Origin of the sequence: Streptomyces sp. NBC_00704 (assembly GCF_036226605.1) — a bacterium.
Lineage (GTDB): Bacteria > Actinomycetota > Actinomycetes > Streptomycetales > Streptomycetaceae > Streptomyces.
In genome coordinates this window covers 112,196-129,823 of record NZ_CP109000.1, presented here as the reverse complement: position 1 = coordinate 129,823, position 17,628 = coordinate 112,196, and the positions used below count along the sequence as shown (strand labels likewise).

At 72.3% G+C, this 17,628-nt stretch carries 13 protein-coding genes; 5 read left to right on the top strand and 8 right to left on the bottom strand.

Going from position 1 to position 17,628, the window contains the following annotated elements; all coding sequences use genetic code 11:
* The first annotated feature begins 149 nt into the window (after positions 1–149).
* Both OG802_RS00685 and OG802_RS00680 read left to right on the top strand, forming a co-directional pair.
* Positions 150–1,655 carry a helix-turn-helix domain-containing protein gene (locus OG802_RS00685; protein WP_329406080.1) on the top strand — a complete coding sequence of 502 codons (1,506 nt, stop codon included), beginning with the start codon at positions 150–152 and terminating at the stop codon, positions 1,653–1,655.
* 349 nt (positions 1,656–2,004) lie between these two features.
* Entirely contained in the window at positions 2,005–2,622 is a 618-nt protein-coding gene (locus OG802_RS00680) for a hypothetical protein (protein ID WP_329406078.1), read from the top strand.
* Positions 2,623–2,882: 260 nt separating this feature from the next.
* On the opposite strand, the gene OG802_RS00675 is transcribed toward OG802_RS00680, so the two are convergent.
* A complete protein-coding gene (locus tag OG802_RS00675) occupies positions 2,883–3,773 on the bottom strand; it encodes an SCO6745 family protein (protein ID WP_329406076.1) in 891 nt (296 codons plus the stop codon).
* Between the two features lie 474 nt (positions 3,774–4,247).
* On the opposite strand from OG802_RS00675, the gene OG802_RS00670 reads away from it, so the two are divergent.
* Together OG802_RS00670 and OG802_RS00665 are read left to right on the top strand one after the other, a co-directional pair.
* A complete protein-coding gene (locus OG802_RS00670; RefSeq protein WP_329406074.1) occupies positions 4,248–5,288 on the top strand; it encodes an SDR family NAD(P)-dependent oxidoreductase in 1,041 nt (346 codons plus the stop codon).
* 48 nt (positions 5,289–5,336) lie between these two features.
* On the top strand, positions 5,337–6,392 hold the full coding sequence (locus OG802_RS00665; RefSeq protein WP_329406072.1) for a terpene synthase family protein: 1,056 nt from the start codon (positions 5,337–5,339) through the stop codon (positions 6,390–6,392).
* A 209-nt stretch (positions 6,393–6,601) separates the two neighbouring features.
* Here OG802_RS00665 and OG802_RS00660 read toward each other — a convergent pair whose 3' ends face one another.
* Together OG802_RS00660 and OG802_RS00655 are read right to left on the bottom strand one after the other, a co-directional pair.
* Positions 6,602–7,723: a fatty acid desaturase family protein gene (locus tag OG802_RS00660; RefSeq protein WP_329406071.1), complete on the bottom strand. Its 1,122-nt coding sequence runs from the start codon at positions 7,721–7,723 to the stop codon at positions 6,602–6,604.
* A gap of 7 nt (positions 7,724–7,730) precedes the next feature.
* Complete coding sequence (locus OG802_RS00655; protein ID WP_329406070.1) at positions 7,731–8,786, bottom strand: ferredoxin reductase; 1,056 nt, start codon at positions 8,784–8,786, stop codon at positions 7,731–7,733.
* Positions 8,787–8,873: 87 nt separating this feature from the next.
* Between OG802_RS00655 and OG802_RS00650 the strand changes: the two genes are divergently transcribed.
* Positions 8,874–10,013: a PucR family transcriptional regulator gene (locus OG802_RS00650; protein ID WP_329406068.1), complete on the top strand. Its 1,140-nt coding sequence runs from the start codon at positions 8,874–8,876 to the stop codon at positions 10,011–10,013.
* Positions 10,014–10,112: 99 nt separating this feature from the next.
* Here the strand turns inward: OG802_RS00650 and OG802_RS00645 are convergent, their stop codons facing one another.
* The 5 genes from OG802_RS00645 to OG802_RS00625 form a co-directional block, all read right to left on the bottom strand.
* Entirely contained in the window at positions 10,113–11,882 is a 1,770-nt protein-coding gene (locus tag OG802_RS00645; protein ID WP_329406067.1) for an RICIN domain-containing protein, read from the bottom strand.
* Positions 11,883–12,088: 206 nt separating this feature from the next.
* Positions 12,089–12,910, bottom strand: coding sequence for a carbohydrate ABC transporter permease (locus OG802_RS00640; protein ID WP_329406066.1), 822 nt, complete (start codon positions 12,908–12,910; stop codon positions 12,089–12,091).
* Positions 12,907–13,890, bottom strand: a complete 984-nt coding sequence (locus OG802_RS00635) for a carbohydrate ABC transporter permease (RefSeq protein WP_329406065.1) — start codon at positions 13,888–13,890, stop codon at positions 12,907–12,909. The genes OG802_RS00640 and OG802_RS00635 overlap by 4 nt, the downstream gene beginning before the upstream one ends.
* A gap of 111 nt (positions 13,891–14,001) precedes the next feature.
* A complete protein-coding gene (locus OG802_RS00630) occupies positions 14,002–15,258 on the bottom strand; it encodes a sugar ABC transporter substrate-binding protein (protein ID WP_329406064.1) in 1,257 nt (418 codons plus the stop codon).
* 112 nt (positions 15,259–15,370) lie between these two features.
* Positions 15,371–17,386 (bottom strand): glycoside hydrolase family 127 protein, encoded by a 2,016-nt coding sequence (locus tag OG802_RS00625; RefSeq protein ID WP_329406063.1) that lies wholly within the window; start codon positions 17,384–17,386, stop codon positions 15,371–15,373.
* Between the last annotated feature and the right edge of the window lie 242 nt (positions 17,387–17,628).

Sequence of the window (17,628 nt, the reverse complement as noted above, 5' to 3'; positions counted from 1 at the left end):
CCCACATCGGCGTGCAGGTAGGGGAGCGCCCCGGACCTCGTGTCGCCATGCCATGCCGCGCCGCGCCACCGCCATGGCATGTCATGACATGACATGGCGGATGCAGACGGGGCCGCAGCGGCCGATGGACGGATGTGAGTACGGACCACATGGATGAACACCAGGACGACGTAGTGGAGTTCGCGCTCCTGCTGACGCGTCTGAAGAAGCGCACGAACCGCAGCTATGCGGTGCTGGCGCGCAGTCTGGGCATCACTGCCTCGACGTTGCACCGCTACTGCACCGGGGAGGCGGTCCCCCCGGACTTCACCGGGATCGGCCGGTTCGCCGTGCTCTGCCGGGCCACCCCCGGCGAACGCGCCGAGCTGCACCGCCGGTGGATCCTCGCGACCGCCGCACGGCAGCGTTCACGACCGTCCGGCGCCCGGCGGACACCGGCGCCCGGAGGCGACCCGCGCTCCGCGACCGCGGTGGCATCCTCGATTCGGAGCGCTCCGGCGGACGAGGTACGCGAACCGGGCAGAAGCCCCGTGACCACGGCGAGACCGCCGTCCACTCCGTGCCTGGAGCCGGCCTCGCCCGGCGGTCCGTGCCCGGAGCCGGCCTCGCCCGGCGGTCCGTGCCCGGAGCCGGCCTCGCCGGGCGGTCCGGGCCCGCGCTTCGGACGCCGTCGGCGACGGCCCGGGCGAGCCATGGCACTGGCGTTGTCGCTCGCCGTCGCCCTCGGCTGCCTCACGGCGTCCGCCGCCGCCCCCGCTTCCGACGGCGCCGAGCCGTCCGCTTCCGCCCGCGTCGCCCTGCCGGAGACCTCGGCGCCGCTCACGCGGAGCGGCGGCGGCCGGGGGGAGGAGAGCGGTGGCGGCCGGCCGGAGGGCCCGGCGACCGCCGGTCCGGTCCCGCCGCCGTCCGCCCGCCTCACCGCGCCGGAACCCTCCGCGCCGGTCACCCACGACGCCGACGGCGTGCAGGGGAAGGGGAAGCGCGCCGGGGCGACCGCGCCGTCGCCCCCGCTCACCTGGACCGCCGACTCCCACATCTGGGGTGAACTCGAGTGCGACCACGACTACGTGATCGCCAAGCCGCCGCAGCAGGTTCCGCCGCCGCCGCACCCGGCGGACGCCGGGCCGTGGGCCGCCTCCCAGGGCGCCGTGCACGGGCGTGACACCAATGTGCGGATCACGGTGCAGGGACGCGGCTCCGCCGCGGTCGTCCTGGAGGCGCTGCGGGTGCGCGTGGTCGAGCGGACCGTCCCCGCCGGCCGGCCCGGAACCGCCGCCTATTCCACGGCCGACGGCTGCGGCGCCACCCTTCAGCCCCGCTACTTCTCCGTCGACCTCGACGCGCACAGCCCTCTGCCCCGTGCCATGCCCGCGGGCCGCCCGGACTCACCGAGCTTCGCGGTCGACTTCCCCTACCGCGTCTCCTTGCAGGAGCCGGAAGTTCTGCTGGTCCTCGCGGACGCCGAGTCGTGCACGTGCGACTGGTACCTCGAACTCGACTGGTCCTCGCAGGGCCGCAGCGGCACGGTGCGCATCGACGACCACGGTCGCCCGTTTCGCACCACCACCATCAAGGGCCTGCCTCACTACGCGTATCGCAGACCCGGCGGCTGGGTCTCCATGACCACGGCCGACGACGCGGGGACGGACGACTGACGCGTGACGTGACGTGGGCCGCGTCCGGCGGCCGGGAGATGCGGCGCCGGCGGTCCACGCGTCCCGGGACGGCATCCCAGGGACATCCGTTTCCGCAGGTCAACAGGGGTGGGATGATCCCGCCGTCCCGGCCTCGGCGGCAACTGTGGCCGGGGGCGCCGCGGTCCTGGAGTCTGTGGATGTCGCACCGGTCCAGTCGGCACGACCGCCGGGCCGGCGGGGCGGAGCAAACCCTGCGCCGGTTCACCGGGACAACGCCGCCATAGGGCCGTGTCCGGCGCCTCGCACCACGCTCCGTCCCGCGGCGCAGGGTTCACCCGAGTTCGTCTTCAGACAAGGAAGTCACCACATGAACAGCAGCACTCCCGCACGCCGTCGTCCGGGCCGCCGCCTGGCCGTCGCCGCCGGTCTCGTCCTGGCCCTCGGACTGGGCGCGGCGGCTCAGGCCTCGGCCGCCGCACCGAAGACCGTCGGCGCCGAGGCCCGCGTCTCTTCCCCGTCCACCGCGTTCTCGGACTCGGACGCGTCGCTGTCGGGCCGGCAGATGATCCGGGTGCTGAAGTCCCTGCTGCCCAAGGGCGCGAAGATCTCCGACCAGCAGAGCCAGGAAGGCTACGGCGCGCTGGTCTGGGACGACGGCCGCGGCAAGAGCCTGATCGGGGTGAACGCCCAGGAGGACATGGGCGACGTCCTCGAAGGACGGATGGGCTGTGACACCGGCCAGTACATCGAGTGCCAGGCCCTGACCCTGGCCGACGGCACGCAGGTGAAGCGGGCCAAGCGGGCATCGGAGAAGGGCGGTTCCGCCGTGGTGTGGCTGGTCGACACCCTCCACCCCGACGGCCGCCGGGTCATCGTCCAGGAGGTGAACTCCTACGCGGAAAGCGGTCCGGTGACGCGTCCGCAGCCGCCGCTCACGCTCAACCGCCTCCAGGCCATCGCCCTCGACCCCCGCTGGGCGGGCTGAGCCGACCGCGGTTCGGAGGCGACGGTCCAGGCAGGCCGGACCTCTGACCGCCGCGCCGTCTTCGGACGGTCGCGGCGGTCCACGGCGGCGCAGGCGTGTGGCCGGCCGGGGATCCGGCCGGCCGCACGCTTCGCGGCGGCTCTCGGCCAACGGCTCCCGGCTCCCGGCGGTCGGATCGACGACCGCTGCCCGTCCCCGAAGGACGGACGGCTCCGAGATCCGCCTCCGGGCGCTCGCCCGGCCGGATCGCGGAGCCGTCCTCAATCGCTCGCCGCGCCGCCCAGGCGGGCGACTGCCCAGGGCAGGAGCTCCTTGGCCACGGCAAGGCTGAACGGCCGTGCCAGCGAGCACAGTTCGGCGCAGGCCGCAGGACCGAGCGTGAGGTAGGGGAGGGCGGCCAGCCGGTCGGTGGTGTGCTCGATCTCCGCCCTGCGCCGCGCACCGTCCTCGGACAGCGCCAAGTGCGGGCCGGCGTCGAGCCATCCACCCTCACGCAGGCGCCGCACGGCCTCGTCCCACTGCCGCGGCGACCATGCCCGCGAGTCGCGCAGCACCCCCGCGTCGACGTCGCCCGCGGCGGCATGCGTGACGAGGGCTTCGATCCCGCTCAGTCCGGCGGTCAGGAGCGCCCCCACGTGACCGTCGCCACGGAACTCCCGCAGGAGAGTCTGCGCGTGCCAGAGCACGAGGTGGGGCGCCGTCGGCCACGGAAGTGCGGCGTGCGCGGCGAAGAGGGGGCGCCCCTGCGGGTGACCCACGGCTGATTCGGCGGCGGCGCGGGCGAGTTCCGCCGCGCGGGCCATCTCCGGTGAGGCGACCTCCGGGCCGAGGACGCGGCGGAGCGTGGCATCGATCCCGGCGAGCCGGGCGGCGGCGAACCGCTGCGGCGTGGCGGCCTCCCATGCCGCGGGTACGGCCCGGCGCACCAGTTGCGGATTGAAGTTGTAGAACGTGGCGATCACCAGGTCCGCCGAAGCGGCGCCGAGCGCGGCCGAACGTGACGCGAAGTAACCCGTCCTGGCGTCCACGCCCAACTCGGCGTACCGGGCGGCGGCTTCGGGCGAGAAGTAGACGGCGCCGTGGTAGGGCTCGAGGGTTCTCCAGGTCTCGCGCGCGAAGGCGAGGCTGTCGCGGTTCGTGCCGTGCGTCATGAGCGGCTCTCCGTCCAGTGGCGGATGAAACGACGTTCTCCAGCGGGCAGTTCATCGAGCAGTTCACTGAGCACTTCACCGAGGAGTTCATCGAGCAATGAAGCGCGGGACGGTGCATCGACCACACCAGTCGTACCGTCTGGTCGGTACGCTACCGGAGAGCGGCTTCGGCGACTACGGCGCAGTCGCGCCGTTCGCGGCAGTCGCAACGATCCGGTGGAGGGCCCGGTGCCGGAGCGTGCGGGTGGGGAGCATCCGCAAGCCCTCGGTGCCGCCCGTGCCGACAAGCGAGTTCCGGCGTGTGCCGGAGCGTGGGAGGGCGCACGCAGCGTACGGAAGCACGTGGGGTGCGTACGGTTGCGTCCGCTCGGTCCGCGCGCTCCCTGCCCCGAGGCGGGCAGCCGGGGCAGGGTGGGCGGACGCCGGGGGAGAGCCGCCGTCCCGGTACACCGTCTGAAGGGGTGGGTGCGCCGGGTGGACGAAAGCCGCGACGAGGGCTGCGACGAAGGCCGCGACGAGAGCGGCGACGAAGCCCATGACGAGGGCCGTGGCGAGATCCGGTTCGACGGCCGCGTGGTCGTGGTGACCGGCGGGGGCCGGGGACTGGGCCGGGCGTACGCGCTGCTCCTCGCGGCGCGCGGCGCGCAGGTCCTGGTCAACGACGTGGGGACCGCGACCGACGGACGCGGGGCGTCGCCCGCGCCCGCGAGGGCCGTCGTCGAGGAGATCCGGGCGGCGGGCGGGCAGGCGCTGGCGGACGGGCACGACGTCGCCACCGCGGCCGGCGCCCGGGCCCTCGTGACCGCCGCGCTGGAGCGCTGGGGGCGGCTGGACGCCCTGGTCAACAACGCGGGCATCTCGATCCTGCGCCCGCTGGACGAGCTCACCGACGACGAATGCCGACGGGTGCTGGACACCCACGCGGGCGGCACGCTCCACATGCTGCGGGCCGTTTGGCCGCACATGACCGCCGCCGGGTACGGACGGATCGTCAACACGTGCTCCGACGCCCTGTTCGGCGACACCGGGCTCAGCGCGTACGCCGCGGGCAAGGGCGCCGTGCTGGGGCTGACCACCTCCGCGGCGGCGGAAGGCGCCGCACACGGCGTCAAGGTCAACGCGGTCGTGCCCGTCGCCGCGACCCGCATGTCCCTGGAGGCGGTCCGGGACGACGAGCGCACGACCGCGCTGCTCACCGACCTGTTCCCCGCCCGGCACGTCGCCCCAGTGGTGGCGTTGCTCGCCCACGAGAGCGCCCCCTGCACCGGCCGGCTCCTCCACGCGGCCGGCCGGCGCACGGCCCGGATCTTCCTGGGCGCCACCGAAGGCGTCGTGTGGACGGGGGACCCCGCACCGGAGCTGGTCCGGGACGCCTTCCCGCGGATCTGCGACACCGGAGCGTTCCGCACCCCGGGGAGCGTCAGCGAGTCCATGGGCTTCTCCCTCGCCCGGCTGGGCGCCGGGGCGGCCGGGCCGCCGGTCCTCGACCTCACGTCCCCGGCCGCCCGCGAATGACGTGCGCACACCTGCCCCGAGCCGCCCGCTACGGCTCCGGGAGGACCCGTGCCACAGGACATGGACTTCGCTCTCCCCGCCGCCACGGAGATCAGCCCGGCCCTCGAAGACGCCCGCCGGCACAACCTGGACTGGGTGCGCCGCACCGGCCTGACAGCTGACGACCGGTCCCTGGCCTGGTACGTCTCCTGGGACATGCCGCGCCTGGCCGCGCTGGGCTTCCCACACGCCCGTGGCCCCGCCCTGGACCTGCTGGCGGACGCGATGGGGTTCTTCTTCGTCTTCGACGACCAGCTCGACGGCCCCCTCGGCCGCGACCCGGCCGGGACCGCTCGCGTCTGCCAGGCGCTGATCGACATCGCGCACGGCGCCCCGCCGCCGCCCGGCGCCGACCCCTGCACGACGGCGTTCGCCGACATCCGGGCCCGCGGCACCGACGGCGCCCACCCGGCCTGGACGGCCCGCACCGCACACGAATGGGAGTACTACTTCGCCGCGCAGGCCCACGAGGCGCGTGGCCGTCTCCGCGGCGCCCCGGCCGGTCTCGACGCCTATCTCCAGGTCCGGCGCGGCATCGCGGGCACCGACCTGCCCCTCTCGCTCGGGGAACGCGCGGCGGGCCTCACCGTTCCCGCGTCCGCCTTCCACAGTCCCGAGCTGCGGATCATGCGCCGGGACGCCATCGACGTCACCCTGATGTGCAACGACGTGTACTCCCTGGAGAAGGAGGAGGCCCGCGGCGACATGGACAACCTCGTCCTCGTCCTCGAACGGGCCCGGCGCCTCACCCGCGGCCAGGCGCTCGCCGCGGCCCGCGACGAGGTGGACCGGCGCGTCCGGCGCTTCCAGGACCTGGCCGGCCAGGTGCCCGCCGTCTGCGCGCAGCTCGGCCTCCGCGAGCGGGAGCGGGCCGACGTCGCGGGCTACGTCGACGTCATGACCGCGTGGATGAGCGGCTACCACGCCTGGCAGACCGGCACCCGCCGCTACCGCGACGCACCCCGCGTCGTGCCGCCCTCGGGTCCCGGCCACCTCGGCCAGGTCCTGCACACCGGCGCCGCCCGGCCGCCGCGTCCCGGGCCGAGATCATTCCCGGCCCGGTGAGGGGCCCACTCCCGTCGTTCCCGTTGCCTGCCGCCGACGACCCTGCCGCCGTCGACCTCCGCCGAAGGCTTCGCGCTTTCGCGCCTTCGCGACGCGCTCCCGCCCGCCGTCCGCGAACCGTGACCGCTCCCACCGGAACCGGCCGGCGGAGCCACAGCGGGGCCGCCGGTTCGGCGGTTCGGCCGGGGGAGACGGTCCCGTGCCGGGGATCAGGCGGCGAGCAGCTCCGGTTCCCGTTCCGGCGTCCTGGCCTCGGACTTCCTGTTCGGCAGCGAGAGCCGGAAGACCTTGCTCCACGCGGAGAGGACCTGCTTGGGCAGCGGCCCGCTGACGTACTCCAGCTCGTACTTCTCGAACAGTGCCCGCACCTTCACCGCGACCTCGGCGTAGCGGTTGCTCGGCAGGTCCGGGAAGAGGTGGTGCTCGATCTGGTGCGAGAGGTTGCCGGTCATGAAGTGCATGGCCTTGCTGCCGCTGATGTTCGCCGAGCCCATCATCTGGCGCAGGTACCACTGGCCGCGCGTCTCGCCCTTGATCGACCGGCGCTCGAAGACCTGGACGCCCTCGGGGAAGTGCCCGCACATGATCACCGAGTGGGACCAGATGTTGCGCACCAGGTTCGCGGTGAAGGTGGCGCCGAGCGTGGTGAGGAACGACGGGCCCGACAGCAGCGGGTGGATCACGTAGTCCTTGAGCACCTGCTTGCGGATCTTGCGGCCCACGGCCCTGGCCCGCTCGCGGAACTCCGGGTTCTTGCGGCGGCGCTCGCTCGACAGGTTCTTGCCCAGCTCCAGGTCGTACGCCGCGATGCCGTACTCGAAGAAGCAGGCGTTGAGGAAGTTCCACAGCGGCTGGCCGAGGTGGAACGGGTGCCACTTCTGGTCCTCGTCGACGCGCATGATGCCGTAGCCGAGGTCGTTGTCCTTGCCGATCACGTTGGTGTACGTGTGGTGCAGCTCGTTGTGCGAGTGCTTCCACTGCTCGGCCGGCGAGACGTGGTCCCACTCCCAGGTGGTGGAGTGGATCTTCGGGTCCCGCATCCAGTCCCACTGGCCGTGCAGGATGTTGTGCCCGATCTCCATGTTGTCCATGATCTTCGCCACGGACAGACCGGCGGTGCCGATCAGCCACGCGGGCGGGAAGATCGAGAACAGCAGCACACCCCTGCTCACCAGCTCCAGCTTGCGCTGCGCCGAGATGACCTTGCGGATGTAGGCGGCGTCCTTCTCTCCGCGGCCGGCGATCACCTCGTCACGGATCGCGTCCAGCTCGCGGCCGAGCTCCTCGATCTGCTCCGCGGTCAGGTGGGCGGTGGGGTCGATGGCGGTCAAGATGCTCCTACCGTTCGATGTCACAGGGGCCCGCGGCGGCGGACACGCAGGTCTGGATGAGGACGCCCGGCTCGGCCTCGGTGATCTCGCCGGTGCGCAGGTCGCGGACGGCGCCCGCCTTGAGCGGCGTGAGGCAGCCGAAGCAGATGCCCATGCGGCACCCGGAGGGCATGAGCACGCCGGCCTGCTCGCCGACGTCCAGCAGCGGCGTGGCGCCGCCCGCGTCGGCGGTCCTGCCGGTGACGCTGAAGGTGACCTCGCCGCCGTCGCCGGCGACGACGACGCCGGGGCGGAAGCGCTCGGTGTGCAGGCGCTCCGGTACGCCGTGCTCGCTCCAGTGCTTCTCGGCGGCGTCGAGCAGGCCCGCGGGCCCGCAGGCCCAGGTCTCGCGCTCGGCCCAGTCGGGCACGAGTTCTTCGAGGCGGGTGACGTCGAGCATGCCGTCCGTGTCGCTGTGCACCTCGGTGAGCCGCAACTTTCCGTCCGCGACCATGCGGTGCAGTTCGTCGCGGAAGATCACGTCCTGCGGCCGCGGCGCGCTGTGGACCAGGACGACGTCGTCGAGCCCGCTGTCGCGCAGCATGCCCATCACGGGCGTGATGCCGCTGCCGGCCGTCAGGTAGAGCACCTTGGCGGGCCTGGCCCGCGGCAGCACGAAGTCACCGGTCGCCTGGTCGAGGTGGATCAGCGTCCCCGGCGTCGCCCTGCGGACCAGGTGGTTGCTGACCTTGCCGTCCGGGATCGCCTTCACGGTGATCGTGACGCGTCCGTCCCGCCGGTCCGTCGGCGACGTGAGGGAGTAGGCGCGCCACAGGCGCACCCCGTCGACGTCGACGCCGATCCGCACGTACTGGCCCGCCGTGTGACCGCGCCAGCCCCGCCCCGGCCGGATCACGACGGTCGCGGCGTCGGCCGTCTCGGGGCGCACGGCCTCGATACGGCCGCGCAGGTCGGCGCCGGCACGCAGCGGGCTGACCAGGTCCAGGTAGTCCGACGGCAGGAGCGGCGTCGTGACCATCTCCAGCAGTTTCCACGCCCTGCTGCGGAGGGCTGTACTCGTCATGATTCCAGCTTGCTGTGCCTCAGGGCGTAAAGTCCTGACCGCAGGACGTGAATCTGGTCTGCCGAATTGTTCGCAGGGAACAAAAACGTGAGTCATGCAATCCGGAGGGCCAGCGAGCTGGCTCTCGACGAGACGACGGTGACCGCACTGCGGTCCGCGCTGGGCAGCACCGCCGACGAGATCGTCCAGGCGATCATCGACGAGGTCCCCTCCTACGCCAACGCCCTTTCGGGCAGCATGGGCGGCACCATCCGCCGGGCCGTGCGCACCGCTCTGGGGCACTACCTGGACCTCGCGAGCGGGAACGCCACGGGCGGCGACGGCGGTGACGCGGCTTACGAGCTGGGCCGCGGCGAGGTGCGCGACGGCCGCTCGATGGACGCCCTGCTCAGCGCCTACCGCGTGGGCGCGCGCGTGGCGTGGCGGTGCCTGGCGGCGGGGGCGGTGCCGGCGGGTCTGCCCGCCGCCGAGGTCGCCAAGTTCGCCGAGCTGACCTTCGCCTACATCGACGAGCTGTCCGCCGCGAGCGCCGCGGGCCACGCCGACGAACTGGCCGCCCGGGGCCGGGCCCAGGAGCGCCATCTGGAACACCTGGCCCGCGACCTCCTCGCCGGCGCGAGCCCGGACGTGCTGCTGGCCTCGGCCCAGCGGGCCGGGTGGCAGCCCCCCGTCTCGCTGACCGCGGTCCTGCTGCCCGCCGCCCAGGCGCGGCCCGCCTACCGGGCGCTCGACCCGAGCACCCTCGTCCTCGACGACCTGCCGGACGCCACCGGTGTGCTGTTCGTCCCCGATGCCGACCGCTCACACCTGCTGCGGCAGCTGACCGACCGCACCGCCGTGGCCGGCCCGGCCCGGCCGTGGACCCGCGCGTCCGCCTCCTACGCACGAGCGCTGCGCGCGCGTTCCCTCTCCTCGGGGATCCGCGACACCGAGGACCATCTGCCCGAGCTGGTGCTGAGCGCCGACATGGACGCCTTCGCGGACCTGCGTGCCCGGGCTCTCGCACCGCTGCGGACCGTGCCCGCCGCGACCGCGGCGCGGCTGGAGGAGACGCTGCGGGCGTGGCTGCTGCACCAGGGCAGACGGGACGAGGTGGCGGCGGCGCTGTTCGTCCACCCGCAGACCGTCCGGTACCGGATGTCGCAGCTGCGGGAGCTCTTCCCGGATCTCGCGTCGCCGCACCGGGTCCTCGAACTGACGCTGGCGGTCGGCCTCCGGCCCGGCTGACACGTACGTCGACAGTCCCCGTCGACGACCAAAGGCGCGGCAACCCGAAGGTCCCGCGTCCGCCCTGGCGAGGCGGGCGCGGGGCCGTCGGGAGTGGGCTCAGCGGGAGGTGAGCTTCCAGAGGTGGTCGGCGGTGCCGTTGTCGCTCCACTGGATGACCTGGGCGCCGGAGGACGTGCTCATCCCCGTCACGCCGAGCAGCCGGCCGCTGTTGTAGTTGGCGATCTTGTAGTAGCCGTCACGGGCCGGGATGACCTGCCAGAGGTGGTCGGCGGTGCCGTTGTCGCCCCAGATGAGCGCGGTGCCGCCGTCAGCGGTGCCCGCGTTGGTGATGCCGAGCAGCAGGCCGCTCTTCTGGTTGACGATCTTGTAGAGGCCCGAACCGGCGGCGGTCAGGGTCCAGTTCTGGTCGGTGGCGGTGGTGGACGTGGACTGCACGACGGCGGTGCCCTGTGCGGTGCCCGCCCCGCTGGTGTCCAGGGCGAGTCCGCTGTTCTTGTTGGTGATCTGGTAGCGCCCGGCCAGCGAGGTGTTCGTGCCGCTCGGGGTGATCACCAGGTGGTAGCCGTCGGCGGCGTTCATGGTGACGGGCACGGTGATCGAGCCGCCCGAGACGGTGTAGTTCGCCTCGGAGACGGTGATCGGGCCGGGGGAGGCGGTGAGGCGGCCGGTGTTCGGGCTGTACTCCAGCTTCACGTGCACCGTGGACCCGAAGGCCGACAGGGACGTCAGGCCGTTGACGGTCACGGCGCAGGAGCCGCTGCACCCGCCGGCGACGACGCTGATCTGGTTGCCCGCGCCGTTGAGGGAGGCGATGCCGTCGATGCCGGTCTGGGCGGGAGGCGTGGTGACCAGCATGTTGCCGGACATGTCGCCGTACCACTTGTAGGTCCAGTACGAGCCGTTGGGGGAGCCGCCGGTGTCGGTGAGGGTGTCGCCGAGGGTGCCGTAGTGGTTCCAGAAGGCGAGTTCCGCGTCGCGCACTCCGGCCCGCTCGAACTTGGCGGCGTAGCCGATGAGCGCGCCGCTGTTGCCCATCTCGTCGGGGGTGCCGTACTCCTCGATGTCGATGGGGCGCGGGCTGATGCCGAGGCTCGACTCCAGGGCGCGGTAGTCGGCGATGTGGACGGCGATGTTCGCGCTGGTCTGGAGCTCGTGCCAGGCGACGACGTCGGGCACGGCGTTGTTGGCGATGGCGTCCTGGAGGAACGTCTGCATCTTGGCGTGGGTGTAGGAGCTGAAGCTGGGGCCCTGGATGGGGGTGGTGGAGTCCTTGGAGCGGATCTCCTTGTACGTCAGGTTCCAGGCGGTGTCGAAGGGGCCGGCGTGGGCGGTGTCCCAGTTCAGGTCGGGTTCGTTCCAGATGGCCCAGGCGGAGATGTTCGTGGCGCTGGAGGCCTTCACGGCCGCGATCTGCTGGTCCACGGCGGACAGCCAGTCGCTCATGCTGACCCACTTGTAGGGGAAGTCCGGGTACCAGTCCGGCATCCGGGCGACCACCTTCGCGCCGGCGCGGGCCGCCTTCGGCGCGACGACCAGGGCGTCGCCGGCCGGCCGGGGCTCGCCGTTGGGCAACTGGGAGCCGCCGGGCGCCATCTGCACGAACGTGTTCGGCTTCAGCGCCTGGACCAGGCTGTCCGGGGGGGTGGTGTCGTCGGCGAGGCCGTAGAGGCTGCCCGTGCCGACGTGCGTGACCGGGCGCAGAGTCTGGTTGGCGTTGACGACCAGGGTGGTGGAGGAGGTGGGGGCGGCCTGGGCGGAGGCGCCCGTCAGGGCGACGGCGGTTGCGGCCAGGGTCGTCGCGAGCGCGGCGGCCGTGGCGCGGCCGAGGACTGCTCTGCGGTGGTGCTGGGGGCTCAGGTACGACATCAGCGGCTCTCCTGAGAGCGGACGGGGACTTGCCGGTGGCGCGGACGCCGGGGTCGGCTCGGGGCCGGCCGGCCGACTGGTGCAGGGGACGGAGGCCGTCGCGACGGGTGACCACCCTGCGTGAGGTGGCAGTGGGGCGGGGCGGGCGGCGTGGGCGGTGCGCGGCACCGGCCGGTCGCCGGGCCGGTGACGGCGGGCATCGCGGATCAGTCCTTGACCGCGCCCGCCGTCACGCCCGCGGCCACATAGCGCTGGGCGAGGACGAGCAGCACGGCCGCGGGCAGGGACGCGACGACGGCGGTCGCCATGATCGCGTTCCACTCCTGGTTGTTGTTGCCGATGTAGTGGTAGATGCCGAGGGTGATCGGCCGCCATTCGCCGCCGCCGTCGAGGGTGTTGGCGAAGACGAAGTCGGACCAGGCCCACAGGAAGCTGAAGAGCGAGACGGTGACGATCGCGTTGCGGCTCACCGGCAGGACGATTGACCGGAAGGTGCGCCAGGTGCCCGCTCCGTCGATGCGGGCCGCGGCGATGAGTTCGCCGGGGATGCCCGACATGAACGCCGTGAAGATCATGACGCCGAACGGCACCGCGATCGTCGAGTCGGCGATGATCAGGCCCCACCAGGAGTTGAGCAGACCGAGGTCCAGGAAGACGCCGTAGAAGCCCATCGCCATGACGATGCCGGGGATCATCTGGGCGATCAGCAGCACCAGACCCAGGATCCCCCCGCCGAAGGGCCGGAGCTTGGCCAGGGCGAAGCCGGCCGGCGCGGCGAGGACCAGAGTGAGGGCCACCGTGCCCAGACCGATCAGCAGGCTGGTGCCGAGGTAGGGCATCTGGTCGTCGACGACGGCGCGGTAGCCCTCGAACGTGGGGTGCAGCGGCAGCAGGTCGGGTGGACTCTTGCGCATGTCCTGCTGCGGCGTGAGGGACACGTTGATCATCCAGTACACCGGGAACAGCATCAGCGCGGTGAGGACGATCCCGATGACGGTGTAACGGCGGGAACCCTTGCGGACGGTCATGCTTCCTGCCTCCTCTGGACACGGACGTACAGCAGACCGAAGACGAGGGCGATGAGGATGAGGATGTTGCCGACCGCCGCACCCGGCCCGAACTTGGGCAGCAACGTGCCGAAACCGAGCTGGTACGACCAGGTCGCCAGGGTCGACGAGGCGTCTCCCGGTCCGCCCTTGGTCATGATCCAGATCAGGTCGAAGACCTTCAGCGTGTAGACGAGCCCCAGCAGCAGGGTGATCGCCGACACCGGCCGCAGCAGCGGGAAGGTGATGCGCCGGAACTGCTGCCAGGCGCTCGCCCCGTCCAGCGAGGCCGCCTCGTACAGCTCGCCGGGGATGTTCTGCAACCCGCTGTAGAGGATGACCAGGTTGAACGGGATGCCGATCCAGATGTTCGCGATGATGACCGAACTCAGCGCCCAGTCGGGCGAGTTCAGCCAGTCGACCGGGGCCACGCCCACGAGGTGCAGGGCGTAGTCGAGGACACCGGACTCGCTGTTGAACATCCACGACCAGGTCGACGCCGACACGATCAACGGCAGCAGCCACGGGATCAGGAACAGCGCCCTGAGGGTGCCGGCCAGCCGGAAGTGGCGGTTGAAGAACACCGCCAGGGCGAGCCCGGCCACGTACTGGAAGGCGATCGACACGAACGTGAAGACCATCGTGTGACGCAGCGCCGGACCGAACGTGGGATCGTCCAGGACGGTCCGGAAGTTGTCCAGCCCCGAGAAGGGCGCGTCACCCGCGACGAACGACCGGACCGTGTAGTCGCGCAGGCTCAGATCGAGGTTGCGGTACAGGGGATAGACGTAGAACGCGGCGAGGTAGACGGCCAGCGGCGCGAGGAACGCCAGTGCGGTCAGCCGGCTTCCGCGCCGCTGGCGGCGCCGGAGTGCCGATGCGTCCGTCGGGTCGGCTGCGCCGGTCGCCCCGGATGTGACCGGGCGCCGCTGCGAGCGGCGGTCGACGCGGGCGATGGTCATGCGAACTCCTGTGTGCGGGTGGCCTGTCCGGGGTGGCGGTGCCCGGACGGTTTCGGGTGTCCCGCGGTCCGGCCGGAGGATGCCCCCGGCGTGCCGCGAAGACGTCGCATGTCAGCCGTTGCCCTTGTCGGCGGCCTTCTGTGCGGCGTCGAGCGCGGCCTGCGGGCTCTGACCGCCGGACAGCGCGGCCTGGACGGCGGTCCACAGCGGCTGCGAGATGGTCGGGTACCGGGTGCCCAGACCGTCGCTGGTGCGACCGCGCGCGGCGGCCACCGCGGCCACCCACGGCTTCAGCTTCGGGTCGGCCTTGACCTGCTGGGCCTGCACCGCGGTGACGGGGGCGACGTAGGCGAGGGTCGTGTCGGTGGGCAGCAGGTTCGCGTCGCTGGTGAGACAGGTGACGATCTTCTTGGTGACGTCGTAGCGCGAGGTGTCCTTCTGCACCGGGACGGTGACGAACTCACCGCCGGTGGGCACCGGAGCCGCGCCGCCGTCCTGCCCGGGGATGCTGACGACGCCGTAGTCGAATCCGGTCTTCTCGGCGTTGCCGAGCTGCCAGGTGCCGTTCTCGCCGAACGCGTACTCGCCGGTGGCGAACTCCTGCCAGCTGGTGGTCTGAGTGTTCTGCAGGACGTCCTTGGGCGCGTAGCCCTCGTCGACCCACTGCTTCCACAGGGACAGCGCGGCGACGCCCTTGTCGGAGTCGAGCTTCGTGAGGTCGGCGCCCGAGCCCCAGAACCAGGGCAGGAACTGGAAGCTGCCCTCCTCGGTGTTGATCGCCGAGAAGGTGATGCCCTTCTTCCCGGCGGCCTTGACCTTCTTCAACGCCTCCGACAGCGCAGCCCAGTTGGTGAGTGAGGCGGGGTCGACGTGGGCGGCGGACAGGACCTTCTTGTTGTAGTAGAGGGCGAGGGTGTTGGCGCCGATCGGCACACCGTACGGATAGCCGTGCAGGGTGCCGGCCCCGATGATGTTCTTCTGGATCGACGTGGTGGCGATGCCCAGGTCGTCCATCTTGTTGAGGATCCCCGCCTCCACCAGCGTGGACACGACCGGGTTGTCGACGAGCATCACGTCGGGGGCGTTGCCCTGCTGGGCGGCGAGCAGCGCCTTGTTGCCCAGGTCCGAGGTGTCCATGCCGGTCCGCTTGATCGTGACCCCGGCGTCGCTGCCGCACTTGGTGACGAGCTTGCCCCAGTCGGAGGAGGCGTCGAACTGCGGGTACGGGTCCCAGAAGGTGTACGTCCCGCCGGCGGCCTTGCCGGACCCGGAGGCCGAGGAGTCGGAACCGTTGCCGCAGGCGGCGAGTGCGGTGAGCGCGCCGACGGCGGCGACGGCGGTGATGAGGGTACGGCGGTGGTTTCTCACGGTGACCTCGTTGTCTTGTGGTGCGGCTCGCGGGGAGCAGTCGGAAGAAGCAGGGAAGACCGAAGGGGGACGGGACGGGGAGGGTGCGGGGAGTCTGCGGGGAAGGGAGTGCTCAGGAGGTGGGCAGCCAGATGCGCATGCTGCCGTCCTGGCGGTTGGCCCAGGCGTAGTAAGGGACGGCGGTCAGCCGGAGGGACGCGTCGGCCGGTGCGGCGTCGGTGGGCGGCCCGTCGGTGGGCGGGCCGCCGGCCGGCCCGGCGGCCCGGTACGGCCACCAGCCGGCGTCGGGGATGTCCCGGCGGCGCCCCTCGGCGACGACGGTGGTGACCCCGCCGAGCAGGTCGGGGCGGTGCTCCACCGTGAGGGGACGGGTGGGGTCGAGGACGATGTCGTCCAGGCCGCCGCCGGGGTGGTCGACTCCTTCCAGGCAGTACACCAGCGGTCCGCGCTCGATCGCCACACAGCCGCGCACGGCGTCCACCCGGGGGTCGGCGGCCGTGAGACGGGGCTCCAGGGCGAGTTCGAGCACGACCCGGTCACCGGGCGCCCAGACGCGCTCCAGCCGCAGCCAGCCGTCGGTGACGGGCGCGTCGCTCTGGTCGTACGCCGTCTCCCCGCAGCGGACCCGGAAGGCGCGGCACCACTGCGGGACACGCAGCGAGAGGGTCCAGGGACGGTCGGCGGGGGTCTCCTCGACAGTCAGGGCGATCACGCCCTGCCAGGGGTAGTCGGTCTCGGCGCTCACCGAGAGGGGGGTCCCGCCGAGGTCGCTGGTGTAGCGGCCGGTGGCGTACTGGTGGATCTGCAGGCCGCCGTCGTCGCTGGTGGCGAGGTAGTGCTCCAGGGAGGCGAGGAGGCGCATGACGTTGGGCGGGCAGCAGGCGCAGCGGAACCAGCGCGTGCGGCGGGCCGACTGGTCGCCGCCGGGGTCGGTGTGACCGTCGCGGACTTGGAGCGGGTTGACGTACAGCCAGTGCTCGCCGTCCAGGGAGACTCCGGCCAGGAAGCCGTTGAACAGGGTGCGTTCGACGAGGTCGGAGTAGCGGGCCCCACCGGTGAGCAGGGCCATGCGCCAGCTCCACTGGATCGAGGCGATGGCCGCGCAGGTCTCGCAGTAGGCGCGCTCGTTGGGCAACTCGTAGGGGTCGCCGAAGTCCTCCTCGTCGTGGTGCGCGCCCAGCCCGCCGGTCACATGCGTCTTGGTGGCGGTCATCGCGGCCCACAGCCGTTCCGCGGCGGCGCGCAGTTCCGCGTCCTGCGTTTCGGTCGCCAGGTCGGTGGCGGCGGCCAGCAGGTACAGCTGGCGTACGGCGTGTCCTTCCACCGTGGTGGCCTGGCGCAGCGGGACGCGGTCCTGGCAGTAGGCCTCGCCGCCGAGCAGCCCGTGGCCGTAGCGGTCGACGAAGTAGCCGGCCAGGTCGAGGTAGCGGCGCTCGCCGGTCTCCCGGTACAGCTCGACCAGAGCGGTCTCCACCTCGGGGTGCCCGTCGACGCCGTCGACGGGCCTGCCGCTGCCCGGCAGACCGAAGACCGAGTCGATGTGGTCGGCGAACTTCACCGCCACATCGAGGAGTTCGGGCCGTCCGGTGGCCCGGTGGTGCGCCACCGCGGCCTGGATCAGATGCCCCGCGCAGTACAGCTCGTGCCCCCAGCGCAGGTCCTGGTACCGCTCGCCGCCCTTGAGCAGCTGGAACCAGGTGTTGAGGTAGCCGTCGGGCTGCTGGGCGCCGGCGACCAGGGAGACGATCCGCTCCACGTCGGCGGCGAGAGGGCTGTCGTCCCCGGCCGTCTGCCGGGCGAGCTGCCAGGAGGCGGCCTCCAGCCACTTGTAGACGTCCGAGTCCACGAACGGGTAGGCGCCCTGGAACTCACCCTCGGCGACGCCCGCGACGATCCGCAGGTTGCGCAGGTTGCCCGCCGACTCCAGCAGCCCCGGACCCTGCGGGATGGAGGTGTGCGCGTTCACCTCGCGCCGGGTGTCCCAGAAACCGGCACGCACCACGGCGGTGGCGGGGACCAGCGCGGCCTTGGCGCCCGGACCGAGGCGGACCGGACCCGTGGGGCCTCTGCCCGCGTCGGCCGAGGCCGAGGACGGGAAGGAGGGCACAGCTGAACGTGGGCGGGGCATGGCTCTCCGAAGAGGTAGAGGGGGAAGCGGGCGGGGCCGGCTCACGGGGGTGTCGTGGCGTCCCGGGCAGACCGGGCGGGCGGTGTTCGCCTCTCGGACCCACTTGGGAAATCGTTTTTCTGCCGGAAACGTAAGGAGCGGACGGGTGTGAGTCAAGGGGGCTGCGCCAAGTATTTGCTGTTTCCCCGTCAGGGCTGTTCAGGGGGCGCGAACAGTGCCACTATGTGCGCCCCGACGTCATC